Below are 16,952 nucleotides of genomic sequence, written 5' to 3'. Positions count from 1 at the left end.
CTGCCTTAACGAGGGCGAAAACGCCCTCCCGGCATGGACGCTGCAAATCCCCTCCTGCACAACATCACAAGGGATCGCGGGTGCACTGAAGCGGGACAGCTTTGTCCCTTCGAGGTTGCACCCCGGGATAAGCGTTCAGACATGAAACATCCGTCGAGCCGCGCGTTCTTCGCGTATTGGGACAAGAAGCGCGGCGCCGCACGGGCCCCTGATAGGGCCGACATCGATCCGGCCGCGGTCCGCGGCCTGCTCGGCGACATTTTTGTCCTCTCCTGCGAGCCCAATCTCGGCTTTCCCTTCCGCGTCGCGGGCACGCGCGTCTGTGCGCTCGCGGGGTGTGACCTCAAGGACCAGAGCTTTGCGGCGCTGTTCACGGCCGCGAGCCGCGGCGAGATCGAGGAGATCACGACCATCGTCGCCGACGAGGCGTTAGGTGCGATCGCCGGCATCACGGCCGCGCGCGAGGACGGCAGCAAGGCCTATCTCGAGCTGTTGCTGCTGCCCTTCAACGCCCGCCCGCACACGCCGGTGAGCGTGACAGGCGTGCTCGCGCCGTTCGACGACGAATGCGGCGCGCTTTCAACCTTCACCCTCACCTCCTGGCGCTATCTGCACCAGCCGGAGAAGCTGCTGCCGCGCGCGATCCGCAAATTGCAGATCGCACGCGGGCTGATGGTGTATGAGGGGCTGAGATAGTCTCGCGCACGCGGATGGCCGTTTTTGCCGGATCTGCGTCATTCCTGATGTCGTTGCCAAGGGTTAGCTTCCGCCTCGCGTGAAGCAACGAGGTTCGGGTGACATCATCATGACATGGCGCGTTCTGGCGTTGAGCGGCCTCGGCTGCGTGGCGCTGCTGGCGGCGATCGGCGGAACCTGGCTGTTCCTGCTGCCAGGCACTCCGGCTCGGGGAGCCGCGCCCGCAATTTCCAGGGACGAGACCGAGGCGACGCTTGCGGCGCTGAAGCCGCCGAAGCGCGAACGCCCGCTGATCGCCATCGTCGGCATCAACGACATGACCGAGACGACAGACTATCTGATGCCCTACGGCATCCTCGCGCGCGCCGATGTCGCCGACGTCCTCACATTGGCGACGCAGCCCGGACCCGTCACGCTCTATCCCGCGCTGAAAGTGCAGCCGCATGCGACCATCGCCGAGTTCGACGCTGCGCATCCCGACGGCGCCGACTACGTGATCGTGCCCGCGATGAGCCGCGAAGACGATGCGGTCGCCCTGCAATGGATCAGAAGCCAGGCCGGCAAGGGCGCGATCATCGTCGGCGTCTGCGTCGGCGCCAAGGTCGTTGCCAACACCGGGCTGCTCGACGGCCGGCAGGCCACCACGCACTGGTATTCGGTGCGCGATCTGCAGAAGCATTCCGCGATCCGCTATGTCGCGGACCGCAGGCTGGTGGTCGAGCGCGGCGTCGCGACGACGACCGGCATCACCGCGTCCATGCCGATGGCCCTGACCCTGGTCGAGGCCATCGCCGGCCGCGCCAGGGCCGAAGCGGTCGCCGGCGACATCGGTCTTGCGGAGTGGAACGCGCGCCATCGCAGCGCGGCGTTCCAGTTCACACGCCCGTTCGCGCTGACGGCGATCGCCAACACGCTCGCATTCTGGAACCGCGAGCAACTCGGAATCGCGCTGACGCCAGGCATCGACGAGGTCTCGCTTGCGCTAATCGCCGATGCGTGGTCGCGCACCTATCGCTCGCGTGCCCTCACCTTCGCTGCCACGGCAGAGCCGCAGACGAGCCGCGGCGGTCTCCGCATCCTGCCGGACAAGATCGCGGCCGACTGGCCGGCAAAGCTGACGCCGCCGGCCGCCGCCGGTTTGCCGCCGGCGCGAGCGCTGGACCAGACGCTATCCGCCATCGACGCGCGCTACGGCTCGCGCACGGCCGACTTCGTCGCGATGCAGCTCGAATATCCGAGATAGATGCGCCGTTACGGCATCGCCAGATGCCAGGCGCCGTTCAAGAAGCCGTCGCCGGTGACGTCGCCGGGCTTCTGGTCCTTGGCGAAGGTGTAGAGCGGCTTGCCCTTGTAGGCCCACTGTTTCGAGCCGTCGTCGCGGGTGATGATGGTGTAGCCGTCACCGGCCGCATCGCTCGCCTCGGCCTTCAGCACCGGCCAGTTCGTCGCGCATGGACCGTTGCAGGCGGACTTGCCGTCCGCGTCCTTGTCGAAGATGTAGAGCGTCATGCCCTTGGCATCGGTGAGCACGTTGCCCTTGTCGGTCTTGCCGGTCTTGGCCGGCGGTTCGGCGAAGGCGGCGGGAACGATCGCGAGCGAGAGTGCGAGCGTGAGCGCGAGGCGGATCGAGGACGTCATGATATCTCCTGTCATGCAATTGGCTTGCATGGGTAGGACGCCGCACGCGGCGTCGTATTCCTGAGATGGCGGCAAAGATATTTTTCGCTGCGCGCGCCGACGCGGCGGAATAAACTGGGTCAACCGAGACGGAAAGACATGAGCAAGCCGCATTGGCGTCCCGCGCACGCATCCGACCTGCCCGCGATCAGCGCGATCGCGGCGCAAATTCATCCTGCTCTTCCTGAGAGCCCCGAAGTGCTCGCGGAGAAGATGCGGCTCTATCCCGACGGATGCCGCGTGCTGGTCGCGGGCGACGAGATCGCCGGCTACGGTCTCGCGCATCCCTGGAAGCAACACCGGATCCCGCCGCTCGACGGCTTGCTCGCACGACTGCCTGACGATGCGGATTGCCTCTACGTGCATGACGTCGCGGTCCTGCCCGATTTTCGCGGCGGCGTCGTGCGCCCCTATGTTGCTGATGTCGAACAGCTGGCGCGTGCGTCAGGCATCGCAACGCTCGCGCTGGTCTCGGTCTATGCCACGCGGCCGCTGTGGCAACGTCTCGGCTTTCGGCCCGTCACGGCGGACGCGGCACTGCGCGCAAAGCTGGCATCCTATGGCGAAGGCTCGACGTACATGCTGCGCGACCTTACCGCGGTGTAATGTCCCTCGCCGGCCGGCCGGCTCACGCGGGCGTGAAGCCGCGCCCTCGAACCGGGTCAGGTGGCGCTCCGTCGAAGGTGTGTGCGAGCCGTTCCGGTCTCGCCGAACCGAGGCTGGAGAATATCCATGAAGCTCACGTTGTCGAAGATTGCCTTGATTGCATGCGTTGCGACGAGCGCGTTCGCCGCGACCAGCGCCAACGCGGCGCCCCACCGAACCGATGGCTGCCAGTTCGCCTTTTTCGAAGGCTGTGGCATCGTCTTCGAGCAGCCGAACCCCGGCCGCTCCCGCAGCAGCGTCATTCCCGTCCGCGATACCTCGCCGACCTACATGAAGCAGACCGACCCGCGCTACAGCTCGTCGATGCGCGATGCCGGCGGCGGTGGCGGCGGCGGTGGTGGTGGTGGTGGCGGCGGTGGTCGCTGAGCTCACACCCGACTTTTCAGATGATGTCGCCGGTGCAACCCGGCGGCATCATTGTCGTCTGCGCTGAACGGTGCCGGTTCAGCCGCGATGCTTTTTCTTCTTCGGCTTCTTTCCAGGCGCGCCCTTCGCGGGCCACGGCGTGACCGACGGCTCTGCGTGACCCGGCTTGTTCTTGTGCTTCTTCTTGCCGAAGGACGGAGCATCGTCGAATTTCGGCCCGCGCTCGCCCTGAGGCTTGCTGCGCGGCTTGAATTCACTCTTGTCGCGTGGACGATCGTCGCGACGTTCCCGATGATCGCTGTCGCGGCTCTCGCGCCGGGGCGGGTGTGACCGCTCCTCCGCAGGCGCCTGTTGCTGCGGCGCGCCCGCCATCGGCTCGAGGCGGATATTGTCTTCCTTGTCCGGACGCTTGATCTTGACCGCGAAAGACTCCGCGACCCGCTCGGAAATCTCGAACTCGGTCGTGGTGTCCATGATCTTGATGGCGCCGATATCGCCCTTGTCGATGCCGCCGCGACGGCAGATCATCGGCAGCAGCCAGCGCGCTTCCGCATTCTTGCGTCGTCCGATGTTGGCGCGGAACCAGACGCTGGCCTCTCCCATGCCGTGACGCGGCGAGGATTTGCCTGATTTCGATCGCGGCCCTGCGGCGCGATCGTCGCCGCGTGAGGTGCGGCCATCGTCGCGCGGCGTGCGAACATTGTCCCGACCGCGATCATCGCGCGGCCGGCCGCTGCGCTCGCCGGGATCGAGGATGTCCTCGGGCGACGGCAGCCGCGCGCGATAAAGCCGCGCCAAGGCAGCTGCGATATCCTCGGCCGACCGCTCGGCCAGCAGCGCTTGGGCCAGCACCAGATCGTCCGCCGTCGTCTCCTCGGTGAACAGCACGTCCTTCATGCGCTCATGGTCGAGCTTGCGGATTTCGTCCGCCTGCGGCGCCGTGCCCCAGTCGGCATCGACACCTGCGAGATTGAGCAGCAGCTCTGCGCGACGCCGGCGGGCGGGCGGCACCAGCAGGACGCTGGTCCCCTTGCGTCCGGCGCGCCCGGTTCGGCCCGAGCGGTGCTGCATCACCTCGGCGTCGTTGGGCAGGTCGGCATGAATGACGAGGTCGAGGCTCGGCAGGTCGATACCGCGGGCGGCAACGTCGGTAGCGACGCAAACGCGCGCGCGGCCGTCACGCAGCGACTGCAACGCCATGGTCCGTTCGTTCTGCGTCAATTCACCCGACAGAGCGACGACGGAAAATCCGCGCTCCAGGAGCGCCGCCTGCAAATGCCTGACGTGATCGCGCGTGCTGCAAAACACCAGCGCGCTCGGCGCCTCGTAGAAGCGCAGCACGTTGACGACCGCATGCTCGGCATCGGCGGGCGCGATCCGGATGGCGCGGTACTCGATATCGGCATGACCGCCTTCGTCGCCGGCGACTTCGATCCGGAACGCCTGCTGCTGATATTGCTTGGCGAGCGCGACGATGCCGCGCGGAAAGGTCGCCGAGAACAGCAGGGTGCGGCGCGTCTCCGGCGTGGTCTCGAGGATGAACTCCATGTCCTCGCGAAAGCCGAGATTGAGCATCTCGTCGGCCTCGTCGAGGACGACCGCTTTCAATTCCGAGATGTCGAGGCGGCCGCGGCGCAAATGATCGCAGAGCCGGCCGGGCGTACCGACGACGATGTGAGCGCCCGCGGCGAGCTCGCGCTGCTCGCGGCGCGGATCCATGCCGCCGACGCAGGAGACGACGCGCGTCTCCGCATGCTGGTAGATCCAGGCGAGTTCGCGCTGAACCTGCATCGCGAGCTCGCGGGTCGGCGCCACGATCAGGGCGAGCGGAGCGGCCGCCCGCTCGAACCGCTCGGCATCGCCGAGCAGATCCTTGGCCATGGCGAGGCCATAAGCGAGGGTCTTGCCGGAGCCGGTCTGGGCCGAAACCAGCAGGTCGCGGCCGGCGGCTTCGTCCGCGAGCACGGCGAGCTGAACGGGGGTCGGTGAATCATAGTTCCGCTCGGCCAAAGCGCGGGCGAGCGGCGGGGTCAGGGCCGGAAAAGACACGGGATGGAGAACCTTGGTTAATTCAGGCGCGCAAACGGTGAGCCGAGGGGCCTGAGCTCGCGTGCGCGGCAAACGGCCCGGCCGCACGCTGGATTTGATCTGGGTGCTCTTTACGCCAAGAGTTCGGAAATCACCATGCCAATGATGCATGGCTTCGCGAAAAGAGCCGCGCCTCAGAGGTTGCAGCGGATTTTTGCGGCCACCTTGATTAACATCGGCGCAACGGGGTCCGGCGGCAAGGCAAATGGGCCGAGACCGAACCGAGTTAGAGGGGGAGCGCAACGATGCGATTGGCAGTCATTTCCGACATCCACGGCAACCTTGCTGCGTTGGAGGCCGTGCTGGCCGACATCAAGGCGCGTGGCGTCGATTGCACCGTGAACCTCGGCGATTGCGTCACCAGCCCTTTGTGGCCGAAAGAGACTTTCGAAGCCCTGCAATCGCTGGCGTTGCCGACCGTGCGCGGAAACCATGACCGCTGGATCGAGGAGTTTCCGGACGACAAACTCTCGCCGGCAGGCCTGTTTGCGCGTCGCGCATTGACTGCGGAGCAACGACGCGCGCTCCATGGCCTGCCCTCGCAAATTCGTCTCGACGACGGGATCCTCGCCTGCCACGGCACGCCCGACAACGATACGGCGTGCCTGCTGGAAGAATCGCTCGACGACGGCCGCTTTGTCCCGGCACGCCGCGAGGTGCTGGCGACGCGCCTCGCAAGCGAGCCGACGGCGCGCGTGGTGCTGTGTGGCCATAGCCACCGCCAGGCCGCGGTTCAGGGACCGGGCGACTGCCTGGTTCTCAATCCGGGAAGCGTTGGTTGCCCCGTCTTCGCGGACATTCCGTTTGCCGCAAACCTGGAGCACCGCTCGCCTCACGCCCGCTATGCGATCCTCACGAAGAAAAAGAGGGGCTGGCAGGTCGAGCTGCTGGCCCTCGAATATGATTGGGACGCCGCATCGGCGCGCGCGCTGGCCAACAACCGCCCCGAATGGGCGCAGGCCATGTTGACCGGATGCGTCAAATAGCCGGCTGCGGCGAGATCTCGGACCGCATCGGTACGGCAAGATCGACCGGTCAACGAGGACGGTCTTGTCGCACCCGCCCCGCGATCCCAAATCGTGCCTCACGAGAGAGCAACGGAGAAAACATGACAGGTAGCATATCGCTCGCCGACAAGCTCGCGACCTTTGAGGATCATTGGTCGCCGCGCACGGTCACGACCTTCAACGATTGCGACGTGATGGTGGTGAAGGTGAAGGGCGAGTTCACCTGGCACAGGCACGAGGACACCGATGATTTCTTTCTGGTCCTGAAAGGCAATCTGGACATCGAGTTGCGGGATCGCACGGTGACGCTTGGTCCGGGCGAACTCTACGTCGTGCCCAAAGGCGTCGAGCATCGCCCGGTGGCGCGCGAGGAGGTTCATCTCCTGCTCATCGAGCCGACCGGCACGCCGAATACCGGGGACAAGGCAACCGCAGCAAAGCGCAAGCTCGCATAGCGCGCAGCGCGCCTGCGCGGTCTAATCCCTGGAGGCCGCCAGTCCGCTGAAGCTGCCGACCAGCCTGGCTCTCACGCGCGCAACAGCGTCCTTGACCGCACGGGCCAGCGCCCGGATGGCGCGCCAAGCTTCGGTCGCCTGCAGCCACGCCTTCGCCCCGGCGTATTTTCCGTAAGCCCAGGCAAAGGCGCGAATTCGCATCAGCTTGTCGCGTGTGAGATGAAACAAGCGCTCGACCAGCACCAGCTTGAGCAATTCGCCGACAATGAACGTTACCGCGCCGCTCAGGAACTGACCGGTTGCGGTGAGATAAGCAGCGACCGGCTTGACCGGCTCCAGAACGATGACGGGCACGGAGAACAGAGCGAGCGACGCATAAGGCGACAGCGATCTGATCCAGGTGCGCAAACGCCTGAATTCGGAATGCCGTCCGACCCAGCGCGCTATTGGCCGCGCCACGGCCATGAAGACAGCATCCACCACGAAGTAGATGGCAGCCAGAACGTAAGTGACGGGTTTCAGGATTCGCTTCACGATCGCTCTCCTGGGAACTGAAAGCCGCAACCTGGACCTAAGTTTCACCGCGGCGTGAATAAGTCGGGGATTTCCGGTGGAACTTTTCGGGCGACGGGACGGTAACCGCTAAATCTCGGCATAGACCTCCAGAAGATTGCCGTCGGGATCGCGGAAGAACAGCGTGCGATGCCCGAACGACTGGTTCGTCGGCGGCGACACCAGCGCAACGCCCTGCCGCACGAGTTCGTCGGCGCATGCATCGACCTCGGCCGCGGAGACCTTGAACGCCAGCTGCAGCGAAGCACTGCCCGGCGGCGTCGGCGCATCGGCGGCGGTTCGGCTCGGTCGCGCCAGAGCCAGCGTGTTGCTGCCCAAGCCAAACTCGATCCAGTTCGGCGACAGCTCGCGCAGCAGGGGAAAGGCGAGGATGTTCTCATAGAAGCGGCGCATCGCCGCCATGTCGCGCACGAAGATGACGGTGTAGTCGATCGCGCGGATGGCGTTGAAGGGGGAGGAGGCGCGTGGGGTTCGGTCGGGTGTCTGTTCGTTTGTCATCGCGTCCTTCATTCCGTAATTCCGTCTCGTTGCCCGCATGGAGCAAAACGGAAAGCAGGGCCGGTGTCCCCGGATGTCGCTTCGCTCGTCCGGGCTACGGGATCGTCTATCGCAGCAAGCCGCCACTGAAGCGCAGCTCATACAACTGCGTGCCATCCTGCCGCGCAATCGTCTCGACCCCATGAAAACGATCGAGCGCGCCTTCGACCTCGTTGCGGTAGAGCATCCCCGCCTGTTCGAACCGGCGCGGTCCGCGGTATGGCTGCTCGACGCTCACAGCCAGCAGCGCGTGACGCAGGAATTTGTAGATCGCGAGGAAAGTGTCCCGGTCCGTGATCTCGGCACGGGCGCCACCGCTGTAACTCATCGACCAGATGACGCGGTCGTCCCGGGAGACGGTCTCCTGCCCGACGAAAAATCCCATCCCGAAATAGATATCGCGATAAGCGTAAGGCGGCGCGCGATGCTCGAGCTGTTTTGAGCCGGCGAGCAGCGGCGCGGCCACCGTCGCGTCGTCGTCGAGGCCGGCATAGGTGCGCCGCTTGGCCTCGACCAGGAACGCCGCGAGATCGTGCGGGATCGACGGCATCTTCTATTCCACCAATTCGGGCCACGGCACGATGGTCGACTTCACCGTCTTCATCGCCATGGCGTCCTTCACCGCCTGCGCGACGCCTTCCTCCGTGAACGGATAGATCGTCTGCATCTTCAGCCAGGGATATTTGCCCGCCGTGCGATAGAGCATGTCGACGCCGAGCGGCAGGTCATTGCCGGTGAAGCCCCAGGACCCGAGCACGTTGAGGTCCTTGGTGCAGATGCGGTGCCACGAGGTGTCGATCGAGCCGGCATCGGTGAACTGGCCCATCTCGACATAGGTACCGCCGTCGCGCAGCATCTCGATGCCTTCGGGGCCGGCGGTGGGGTGCCCCGAGCAGTCCATCACCAGATCAGCCCCGAAGCCGCCGACGATCTCGCGCACACGCGCGATGCGCTCCTGCGGCGATCTGATCTCCTCGATGTTCACGGTCGCCTCCGCGCCGAACTCACGCGCCAGCTTGAGCCGCGGCTCCTCGGGCGCACCGACGCAGATCACGCGCCCTGCCCCCATCTCCTTCGCAGCCGCGACCGCCAGAATGCCGATCGGGCCCGATCCCTGGATCACCACCGTGTCGCCCCAGGAAAAACCACCGGCGCGGCTGGCGCGGTTGAAGGCGCGGATGCAGGAGGTCAGCGGCTCGGAGAGAGCACCGAGGCGCAGCGACATGTCGTCGGGCAATTTGTAGATCTTGGTGCCCGGCAGCATCTCGAGATCGACATAGACATATTCGGCCCAGCCGCCCCACATGTGCGGCGCCTTGTCGAAGCCGAGATAGCGGCCGTAATAGACCGGCGTCAGGCACTTGTTGGCCGTTTGCGGATAATGGATGCAGTAATAGCAATGGCCGCAGGGCATGAGCGGCGGGATCATCACTTTTGATCCGACCTTGAGCGGCTTGCTCATGAAGTCCTCGGTGAACTCCTCGCCGCATTCGACGATGACACCGCCGAGCTCGTGGCCGAGCGTAAACGGCCAGGGCAGCGGCTTCGGCCAATGTCCCTTGAGGATATGCAGATCAGTGCCGCAGACCCCGCAGGCGCCGACCTTGATCAGCGCGGCCTTGCGGCCGACCTTCGGCCACGGCACGGTGCGAATGACGGGCTCTGAGCCCGGCCCTGCATGGGTGCAGACGCGAATGGATTCCATGGCTATTTCCTCGATGCCCGTCTGTTATGATTGATTGGCGCGGGCTGAGGCGAAGCGTATGTGAGATGTACGCGCGTGCCAAGATGCAGGAATTCGTGGCCCTCATGAGCGACTTGTCCGCCGTAGCTCGGAGAGCGAAGGCGGAAGCGACATGCGGGATCAGCGGCCCCGGATATCGCTGCGCTCATGCGGGCTACGGGGCTGCTACAACCTCAGCCGTCATCCTGAGGTGCGAGACGTGCGGCGCGTAGCGCCCCGCGGGGAGCCTTCGAAGGATGGCTCCGGGAGCTTGCGGCTCATCCTTCGAGGCGCGCAACAGCGCGCACCTCCAGCGACAACCGCTTCGCGGTTGCGCAGGGATGATGATTGAGTGTGCTGCGACAGTGCATGGCTGATCTTCGTGAGCGTCCAAGTCTTGAGCGCATACCTGCGACCGTGTAGGGACGAATTGAACCCCACCCAGGTGCCCCCTTGAACCCCCTCCCCCAAAATCCCGTCGCTGCGTCCGGCTCGTTCGCGGCGATGAAGTCGGTGCCGTACCGGCTGCAGTTCACCGCCTATGTGCTGGCGATGATGGCCGACAACATCGAGCATGTGATCAGCTATTGGGTGGTGTTCCAGAAATTCCATTCGCCGGCGCTGGCGGGTTTTGCCGTGCTGTCGCACTGGCTGCCGTTCCTGCTGTTCTCGGTCGCCGTCGGCGGGCTTGCCGACCGGTTCGATCCGCGCCGCATCATCCAGTGCGGCATGCTGCTGTTCATCGTGGCATCGAGCGGATGGGGTTTCTTCTTCATCACCGACACGATCCAGATGTGGCACGCGATGCTGCTGCTGGTGATCCACGGCTGCGCCGGCGTGCTGTGGCAGACGCCGAACCAGTTGCTGCTCTACGACCTCGTCGGCCCCGCCGACCTGCCGAGCGCGGTGCGGCTGAACGCGATGGCGCGCTATCTCGGCATCCTGGTCGGGCCTGCCGTCGGCGGAATCATCATGCTGACGCTCGGCACCTCGCACGGCATCATCTTCAACACGCTGTTCTATCTGCCGATGCTGCTCTGGCTGTTCTGGGCGCCTGTGCGCGACAACAGCGTGGCGGTGCGGCGCTTTGCCGTGCGCGGCCTTGCCGACATCGTGCTGACCATCCGCGCCATCGGCACCCAGCCGACCCTGACGGCGATGACCTGGCTTGCCGGCCTCACCTCCTTCATGATCGGCAATGCCTACCACGCCCAGATGCCGGGCTATGCCGGCGATCTCGGTCATGGCGATCCCGGCGTCTCCTACAGCGTGCTGCTCGCGGCGGATGCGGCCGGCGCGGTGCTCGCCGCTATCGCGCTGGAATCCTGGGGACGGCTCAAGGGCACGCCGCGCACCGCGATCATGCTCGCGATGCTCTGGAGCGCGGCGCTGCTCGGCTTCGCCACAGTGCGGATCTATCCGGTTGCGATCGTGCTGCTGTTCTGCGCCGGCTTCTTCGAGCTATCGTTCAATACCATGGCGCAGGCCCTGGTGCAGGTGAATGCCCCGCACGACATTCGCGGCCGCGTCGTCGGTCTTTATAATATGGCGGGGCTCGGGATGCGGGCGTTCAGCGGCATCACCGTCGGGCTGTCGGGCGCTGCGATCGGCATTCACTGGTCGCTCGGGCTGTCCGCCGCGGTGCTGCTGGCGCTGCTGGTCCTGCTGCAGCGGCGGGCGATGAGGCCGGCTTGAGCATCCCTCCGGGTGTGGCTTTTCGAACGCATTGTGTCAGTCCGTTACCGCCGCACCCAATCCTAACGCGGCATTAACCCTATGCACCTTAGGGTCGTCCCGGACTCCGCCCGGGCGGGGGGTCGGGTGTTGAAAATGGCGTTGGCGAACAAAAAATTTCTTCCGGCCGCCGAAGAGCGTCGGCGTTTCCAGCGGGTGAAGGTGCACCTGCTCGGCCGCTACATGCTGCCGGACCGCCGCGAATTCCCCTGCCAGGTGATCAACATGTCGCCGGGCGGCCTCGCGCTGCTCGCCCCCGGCATCGGCAATGTCGGCGACCGCGTCGTCGCCTATCTCGACCATATCGGCCGCGTCGAGGGCAAGATCACCCGCATCATCGACAATGGCTTCGCCATGACGATCGGGGCGACGCCCCGAAAGCGCGACAAGCTCGCCGCGCAGCTGACCTGGCTCGCCAACCGCGACATCCTCAATCTGCCGGAGGACCGCCGCCACGACCGTATCGTGCCGCGCAACCCGATCGCGGTGCTGACGCTCGAGGACGGCACCAAGATGACCTGCCGCATCATCGACCTTTCCTTGTCCGGTGCCGCCATTGCCGCGGAGAACCGGCCGCCGCTGAAATCGACCGTCATGCTCGGCCGGGTCCAGGGCCGCGTGGTCCGAAACCTCGAAGACGGCTTCGCGCTGGAGTTCGTCCACGCGCAGCCGATCGAGACACTCGAAGAGAGCGTTACCGCGCGGTAAAGCGCAAGGACGCCAAAACCCCTGTATTTTCAGCCCTGAAGGCGGCCTCCGCAATGCGGACGCCGCCTTTTTCATGCGTGATGGCCGACCTCGCGCCGGTTAACGCGCGGCCCGTTTGGAGTGGAAACGGCCGTTCCGCCAGCGTTTCCGCGTTAATCGATAAAATTTGAATCAATTGCAGTTGTTTCAAATTTTATGAGACTTAGATTCAAGTATAGATCGAATTCGCCGCGCCTTTTACTTGTATTCGTCTCGACTTGACTTGGTTGACTTAGCGGCAACTCAAAAGCTCCGTGCGAAATGTGGTCCCAACAAGAAACGGGGGCCGCAATGTTTGACTTCAAGGGACAGGGGAAAGGGCTGGCGCTGGCTGCCATGCTCTTCGGGATCAGCGCGGCAGCGCAGGCCGGCGAGAGCCGTCTGCTTTACGCAAGCCTCGGTGACACCACGCGTGCGCCGATCGGCTGGGTCGAGTTCTGCGCGGACAATACCGCCCAGTGCCAGGGCACGCCGGCACAGCCGCGCGACATCGTGATGTCGCAGGCCGCATGGCGTGACCTCGTCAAGGTCAATCGCTGGGTCAACGAGACCGTCAAGCCTTTGACCGACCAGGAGCACTGGGGCGTGATCGAGAAATGGTCGCTGCCGACCGACGGTTACGGCGACTGCGAAGACTACGTGTTGTTGAAGCGCAAGATGCTGATCGATGCCGGATGGCCGCGCCAGGCCCTGCTGATCACCGTCGTGCGCGACAAGAAGGGCGAAGGACACGCGGTGCTGACGGTGAAGACCGACAAGGGCGAGTTCGTTCTCGACAATCAGAACGAGAACGTCGTTGCCTGGACGGAGACCGGTTACCGCTTCGTCAAGCGCCAGTCGCAGAGCGATCCCAACGTCTGGGTTTCGCTCGGCGATACCAAGCCGGCGGTCTCCACCGCCAGCGCCAGAGATTGAGAACGAGACAAGGAGTTACGCGGCCCGGTCACATCCCCACCCCTCCCCGTCCCAGACCGGTTCGCGCGCGGCCAGCCATCCCCCAATGGCTGGCCGCAACTTTTGGGGGGATGCGTGATCAGTCCTGTGAGGACCAAGGCACGCGCGCGGCGGTGAAATCGCGCCAGGTGCCTTGCAAGGCCGGCTTGATGCCGATCGATGCACGCGCCTGCCAGCCGGCGATCGCAGCGGCGGCGATGGCGCTGTCGGGATCGGCTCCGAGCCCGTCGAGCAGCGAAGCCGTGACCGCCATGTCGTTGTAGGCGCCGAGCTCCTCCTGCAAACCGGCCAGCCTGCGGGCAAATTTCCTCGCGGACTTGCGATCCGCAAACAGCGGCAACAGGAACTCGCTGAGATAACGCAGCCGTTTGGTCGCGAGCCGCACCCGGTGCAGCTCGTCCATCGTGAGCGACTTGAAGCGGCGGCCGCGCTTGAGCACCTTGGCGTATTGCTCCGACAGAATGCGCTGGGCGAAGTTGACGGCGGGCTCGGCGAGCCGGCCGAGATCTTCGGCGGCGACGTCGTTGCGCCAGCCCCGTGTCTCGATCCAGTTGCCGAGGCCGATCAGGAACATGGCGCAGCGGCGATCGTCGAGCGCCTGATGCGCCTTGCGATAGGCGTCGGACTGGCGCTCGGCCGCAGCCCGGCCGAGCGCATCGAAGCCGGCGATCGAAGGGCAAGCCTTCGCGATCGTCGGCAGGGTCTCGAGCTGGAACACATCCCAGTCGCGTGCGGCGGACAGGTCTTGCGCCAGCCAGCGCGCTTCCGACCTCAATGCGTCGAGATTGCTGAGCGCGCCGACCGAGCGCATCAGGTCGAGCGCCGATCGAATCCGGCGCAGCGAGACACGCAGCTGATGCACGCCTTCCGGATTGCGCCCGTCCTCGGCCGCCGGCAGCGACTGAAGCAGATGGAGGAAGCACGAGCGCAGGATCGTCGCGAAGGCTTCGTCGAGCGTCACCGACGGATCGAGGCGAAGTTTTCGCGGGCGTCGTGCCGAGGGCGGCACGCCTGCGGCAAGGTCGAAGCCGCGCGCCGACTTGCTGCGGATGGACGGCTTCACCGCGCCGTGCTCCGCAAGCCGCAACGCGACCTCGTAGATCGTGCTCGCGTTGCCGCTCTTGAGCTCCAGCTCGATCTCGCTTACCGGCAGCGATCGATCACTCGCCGTGAGCACGCCCTGGTCGAAGGCGATCTCGACCGTGCCGGACGGCAGGTCGATCATCCGCGCGTGGCGATGGACATCGGCGGTGAAGATAGCTTCGAGCGGCTGCGCTTCGAGATGGCTGCGAAGCTTCTCTGGAATGAACGGCATCGCCAGAGCGAGATCGGGCGCAAGCGAGGCCACGCTCGCCTCCCACTCGCCGCGGCGCAGCGGATCGTCCGCCACGTCGGTCTTCACGGTCTGCACGAAGCGCGCGCCGCTCTGGCGAACGCGCAGGCTCAGGCCGTTGCGCCGAAGCATCCGATCGGGCGTATCATAGTAGACGGATTTGAGGTGTTTTCGCGAGCCCTTGTTGCGCGCATTCGCCGCAATGACCGGCGCGGCGTTGAAATGCGCCATGCGATCGGCATCGACGAGCAGCTTGAGCTCGATCTCGCCGGGGTGCGCGGCAAGGCTCGACCGAGTTGGTTCCGGAGCAGGCGGGGCATCTTGCGATGGCGTCTGATCACTCACAGCGCCCTCGACGATCGCAGGTTCCGCGCCGGGCTCGGCCGGTTCAATCTGCCTGAGGAAGCCGGCGACGACTTGCGTCCTGTTGTTGTCCTTCGGGACAGGATTCCCGTCCGGCGCACTCGGGGTTTTGCGAGCCGGGGTTGCGTCTGATTTCAGCATTTACGGTGACATGACAGTTCAATGACAGAGCGACAGCATATAGCGGGAGCGGCCCGCGAGGAATAGTCACGTTATGCAGCAGTGCGTGATCATCGACACGACGTGCCAGACGCAGGAATCCGGCAACGCTTGTCACAATCCGGCGTGCCAATACGAGCTAAACTGCCCTGAGCGCAGCAAATGATCAATTCGACGAGCGAAATTCGCTGCTCTCGAAACCGAAATGAACGCGCCAGCGAGTTTGACCCATGCTAGCCGAGAAATTCTTCCTGGTTCTGGAGACGCTGAGAAGCCATGCCCCCGATGACAGGCCTGCAATTGTGACAAGCCCTGGCCGGCCTGCCGCGGTTCCGGAGATCGCGGCCGGTTCGCGGCGCAACAGGCCGGTTGCGGAGGATCGCCCCTAGGAGCGATCCCGCCACCTCATGTCTGGCAGGCGCGCAAGATGTGATCGACGCGCGCGCTTGTCAGCGTGCGAGGATGTTCTTGTAGACCTTGCCGCCCTTCATGATCACCACAAAATTCTTCGCGGGATCTTCGACGAGCTTGATGTTGTCGAGCGGATTGCCGTCGACCAGAAGGAGATCGGCGAACGCGCCCTCCTCGACCACGCCGAGCTTGCCCGGATAGGGATTTCGCGGACCCGACAGGCTCAGCAATTCGGCATTGGCCGACGTCGCCATCGCCAACGCTTCGGCCGATGTGTACCAGCGCGTGAGTGCGGCCAGCATGGCGCCCTGTCGATCCGCCAGCGCCTGCGAGAACAGGACGTCGGTGCCCCACGCGGTCTTGATGCCGTACTTCTTCGCGAGCGCATAGACGCGGTCGGTTCCGGCAACCACCTGTTTCATCTTGTCCTGCTCGGCGGGTCCGAGCGCGGCGGCACCGGAGATATCCAGGAACGGTTGCGTGCTCAACCAGATCCCCTTCTCCGCAATCAGCTTGGCGCTCGCCTCGTCCATGAGATGACCGTGCTCGATGCATCTGACGCCGGCCGCGACCGAGCGCTGGATCGCGACCGATGTATAGGCGTGCGTAGCAACATAGGTGCCCCAATTGTCGGCGGCTTCGACCGCCGCGCGCAGCTCGGGCTCGGTGAAGGTGGAGACGTCGAGCGGGCTGAAGGGCGATGCAACGCCGCCGCCTGCGGTGAGCTTGACCTGCGAGGCCCCCTGCATGAGCTGCTCGCGCGCGCGCACACGCACCTCGTCCGGACTGTCGGCCACCATGCTGCCGCCGATCCGCTCCATGCGGCTCAGCATGCCGCCGATCGTTCGCGGCAGATCGGAGAGCTGGCGGAAGTCGCCGTGACCGCTGGTAACGGTGATTATGGCGCCGGAGGGATAGATGCGGGGACCTGCGACGAGGTCCTCGTCGATGGCCTGCTTCAGGCCGAAGCTCGGCCCGCCCATGTCGCGCACGGTGGTGAAGCCGCGCATCAGCGTGGCCGTCGCCTCGCTGGCGGCAAGCAGGTTGTTGTAGCCGATATCGCCCGCAAGCGCGGCCATCGGCGTCGGGCGCACCAGCATCACGTGCCAATGCGCATCGATCAGTCCCGGCATCAGCACGCGGCCGCCGCCGTCGATCACCTGGCCGGCGGCCGCGATGTCCGCGGTCGAGATCTTCTCGATCTTCCCATTTCTGACGAGGACGTTGGACGCGGCTGACAGCGCGGCGCTCTTGCCGTCGAATATCCGGACGTTGCGAAACAGGACGACGGAGTCCTGCTGGGCCTTCGCCGAGGAGGCGCTGCCGAGGATCGTTACAACGGCCGCAAGCAGCGTGGCGATTCCGGACACTCTGGCCGGCATCCTCAAACCCGACATGGCCGGCCTCCGCTAGGTGCAGGGCTACGCGAGGGGTGATGGCAGGCACGCAACGTCTCGGCGCCA

The 16,952-nt window shown here is 65.2% G+C and carries 17 protein-coding genes; 9 read left to right on the top strand and 8 right to left on the bottom strand.

Translation table 11 applies throughout. From position 1 onward, the window contains the following. The first annotated feature begins 141 nt into the window (after window positions 1-141). On the top strand, window positions 142-696 hold the full coding sequence (locus XH81_RS14615) for a PAS domain-containing protein (RefSeq protein WP_018322140.1): 555 nt from the start codon (window positions 142-144) through the stop codon (window positions 694-696). A gap of 109 nt (window positions 697-805) precedes the next feature. Next, a complete protein-coding gene (locus tag XH81_RS14610) occupies window positions 806-1,939 on the top strand; it encodes a DJ-1/PfpI family protein (protein WP_028141127.1) in 1,134 nt (377 codons plus the stop codon). 8 nt (window positions 1,940-1,947) lie between these two features. On the opposite strand, the gene XH81_RS14605 is transcribed toward XH81_RS14610, so the two are convergent. After that, complete coding sequence (locus XH81_RS14605; RefSeq protein WP_271596263.1) at window positions 1,948-2,334, bottom strand: COG4315 family predicted lipoprotein; 387 nt, start codon at window positions 2,332-2,334, stop codon at window positions 1,948-1,950. Between the two features lie 138 nt (window positions 2,335-2,472). On the opposite strand from XH81_RS14605, the gene XH81_RS14600 reads away from it, so the two are divergent. Together XH81_RS14600 and XH81_RS14595 are read left to right on the top strand one after the other, a co-directional pair. Then, window positions 2,473-2,979, top strand: a complete 507-nt coding sequence (locus XH81_RS14600) for a GNAT family N-acetyltransferase (RefSeq protein ID WP_028141129.1) — start codon at window positions 2,473-2,475, stop codon at window positions 2,977-2,979. 126 nt (window positions 2,980-3,105) lie between these two features. After that, the gene (locus XH81_RS14595; RefSeq protein ID WP_028141130.1) at window positions 3,106-3,405 is read left to right on the top strand and encodes a hypothetical protein; all 300 of its coding nucleotides are present in this window, start codon (window positions 3,106-3,108) and stop codon (window positions 3,403-3,405) included. A 78-nt stretch (window positions 3,406-3,483) separates the two neighbouring features. Here XH81_RS14595 and XH81_RS14590 read toward each other — a convergent pair whose 3' ends face one another. Then, a complete protein-coding gene (locus tag XH81_RS14590) occupies window positions 3,484-5,454 on the bottom strand; it encodes a DEAD/DEAH box helicase (protein WP_028141131.1) in 1,971 nt (656 codons plus the stop codon). A 284-nt stretch (window positions 5,455-5,738) separates the two neighbouring features. Between XH81_RS14590 and XH81_RS14585 the strand changes: the two genes are divergently transcribed. Both XH81_RS14585 and XH81_RS14580 read left to right on the top strand, forming a co-directional pair. Further along, window positions 5,739-6,479 carry a metallophosphoesterase family protein gene (locus XH81_RS14585; protein ID WP_028141132.1) on the top strand — a complete coding sequence of 247 codons (741 nt, stop codon included), beginning with the start codon at window positions 5,739-5,741 and terminating at the stop codon, window positions 6,477-6,479. 122 nt (window positions 6,480-6,601) lie between these two features. Then, window positions 6,602-6,955, top strand: a complete 354-nt coding sequence (locus XH81_RS14580) for a cupin domain-containing protein (protein ID WP_028141133.1) — start codon at window positions 6,602-6,604, stop codon at window positions 6,953-6,955. 21 nt (window positions 6,956-6,976) lie between these two features. Here the strand turns inward: XH81_RS14580 and XH81_RS14575 are convergent, their stop codons facing one another. From XH81_RS14575 to XH81_RS14560, 4 genes are all read right to left on the bottom strand, one after another. Beyond that, window positions 6,977-7,489, bottom strand: coding sequence for a hypothetical protein (locus tag XH81_RS14575; protein WP_028141134.1), 513 nt, complete (start codon window positions 7,487-7,489; stop codon window positions 6,977-6,979). Between the two features lie 108 nt (window positions 7,490-7,597). Further along, entirely contained in the window at window positions 7,598-8,026 is a 429-nt protein-coding gene (locus tag XH81_RS14570; protein ID WP_028141135.1) for a VOC family protein, read from the bottom strand. Window positions 8,027-8,132: 106 nt separating this feature from the next. Continuing rightward, complete coding sequence (locus tag XH81_RS14565; protein ID WP_028141136.1) at window positions 8,133-8,615, bottom strand: DUF5680 domain-containing protein; 483 nt, start codon at window positions 8,613-8,615, stop codon at window positions 8,133-8,135. A gap of 3 nt (window positions 8,616-8,618) precedes the next feature. Next, window positions 8,619-9,770: a zinc-binding dehydrogenase gene (locus tag XH81_RS14560; RefSeq protein WP_028141137.1), complete on the bottom strand. Its 1,152-nt coding sequence runs from the start codon at window positions 9,768-9,770 to the stop codon at window positions 8,619-8,621. 471 nt (window positions 9,771-10,241) lie between these two features. Between XH81_RS14560 and XH81_RS14555 the strand changes: the two genes are divergently transcribed. The 3 genes from XH81_RS14555 (at window position 10,242) to XH81_RS14545 (ending at window position 13,184) form a co-directional block, all read left to right on the top strand. Next, entirely contained in the window at window positions 10,242-11,483 is a 1,242-nt protein-coding gene (locus XH81_RS14555) for an MFS transporter (protein WP_028141139.1), read from the top strand. Window positions 11,484-11,618: 135 nt separating this feature from the next. Next, window positions 11,619-12,230, top strand: coding sequence for a PilZ domain-containing protein (locus XH81_RS14550; RefSeq protein ID WP_026202686.1), 612 nt, complete (start codon window positions 11,619-11,621; stop codon window positions 12,228-12,230). Between the two features lie 330 nt (window positions 12,231-12,560). Then, entirely contained in the window at window positions 12,561-13,184 is a 624-nt protein-coding gene (locus tag XH81_RS14545) for a transglutaminase-like cysteine peptidase (RefSeq protein WP_028141141.1), read from the top strand. A 118-nt stretch (window positions 13,185-13,302) separates the two neighbouring features. Here XH81_RS14545 and XH81_RS14540 read toward each other — a convergent pair whose 3' ends face one another. Both XH81_RS14540 and XH81_RS14535 read right to left on the bottom strand, forming a co-directional pair. After that, the gene (locus tag XH81_RS14540) at window positions 13,303-15,060 is read right to left on the bottom strand and encodes a CYTH and CHAD domain-containing protein (protein WP_028141142.1); all 1,758 of its coding nucleotides are present in this window, start codon (window positions 15,058-15,060) and stop codon (window positions 13,303-13,305) included. A 467-nt stretch (window positions 15,061-15,527) separates the two neighbouring features. Then, window positions 15,528-16,886, bottom strand: a complete 1,359-nt coding sequence (locus tag XH81_RS14535) for a metal-dependent hydrolase family protein (protein ID WP_028141143.1) — start codon at window positions 16,884-16,886, stop codon at window positions 15,528-15,530. Between the last annotated feature and the right edge of the window lie 66 nt (window positions 16,887-16,952).

This window comes from Bradyrhizobium sp. CCBAU 25360 (genome assembly GCF_028128695.1).
Taxonomy (GTDB): domain Bacteria; phylum Pseudomonadota; class Alphaproteobacteria; order Rhizobiales; family Xanthobacteraceae; genus Bradyrhizobium; species Bradyrhizobium ottawaense.
The sequence above is the reverse complement of the archived record's forward strand: the minus strand, read 5'-3'. Positions and strand labels throughout refer to the sequence as shown.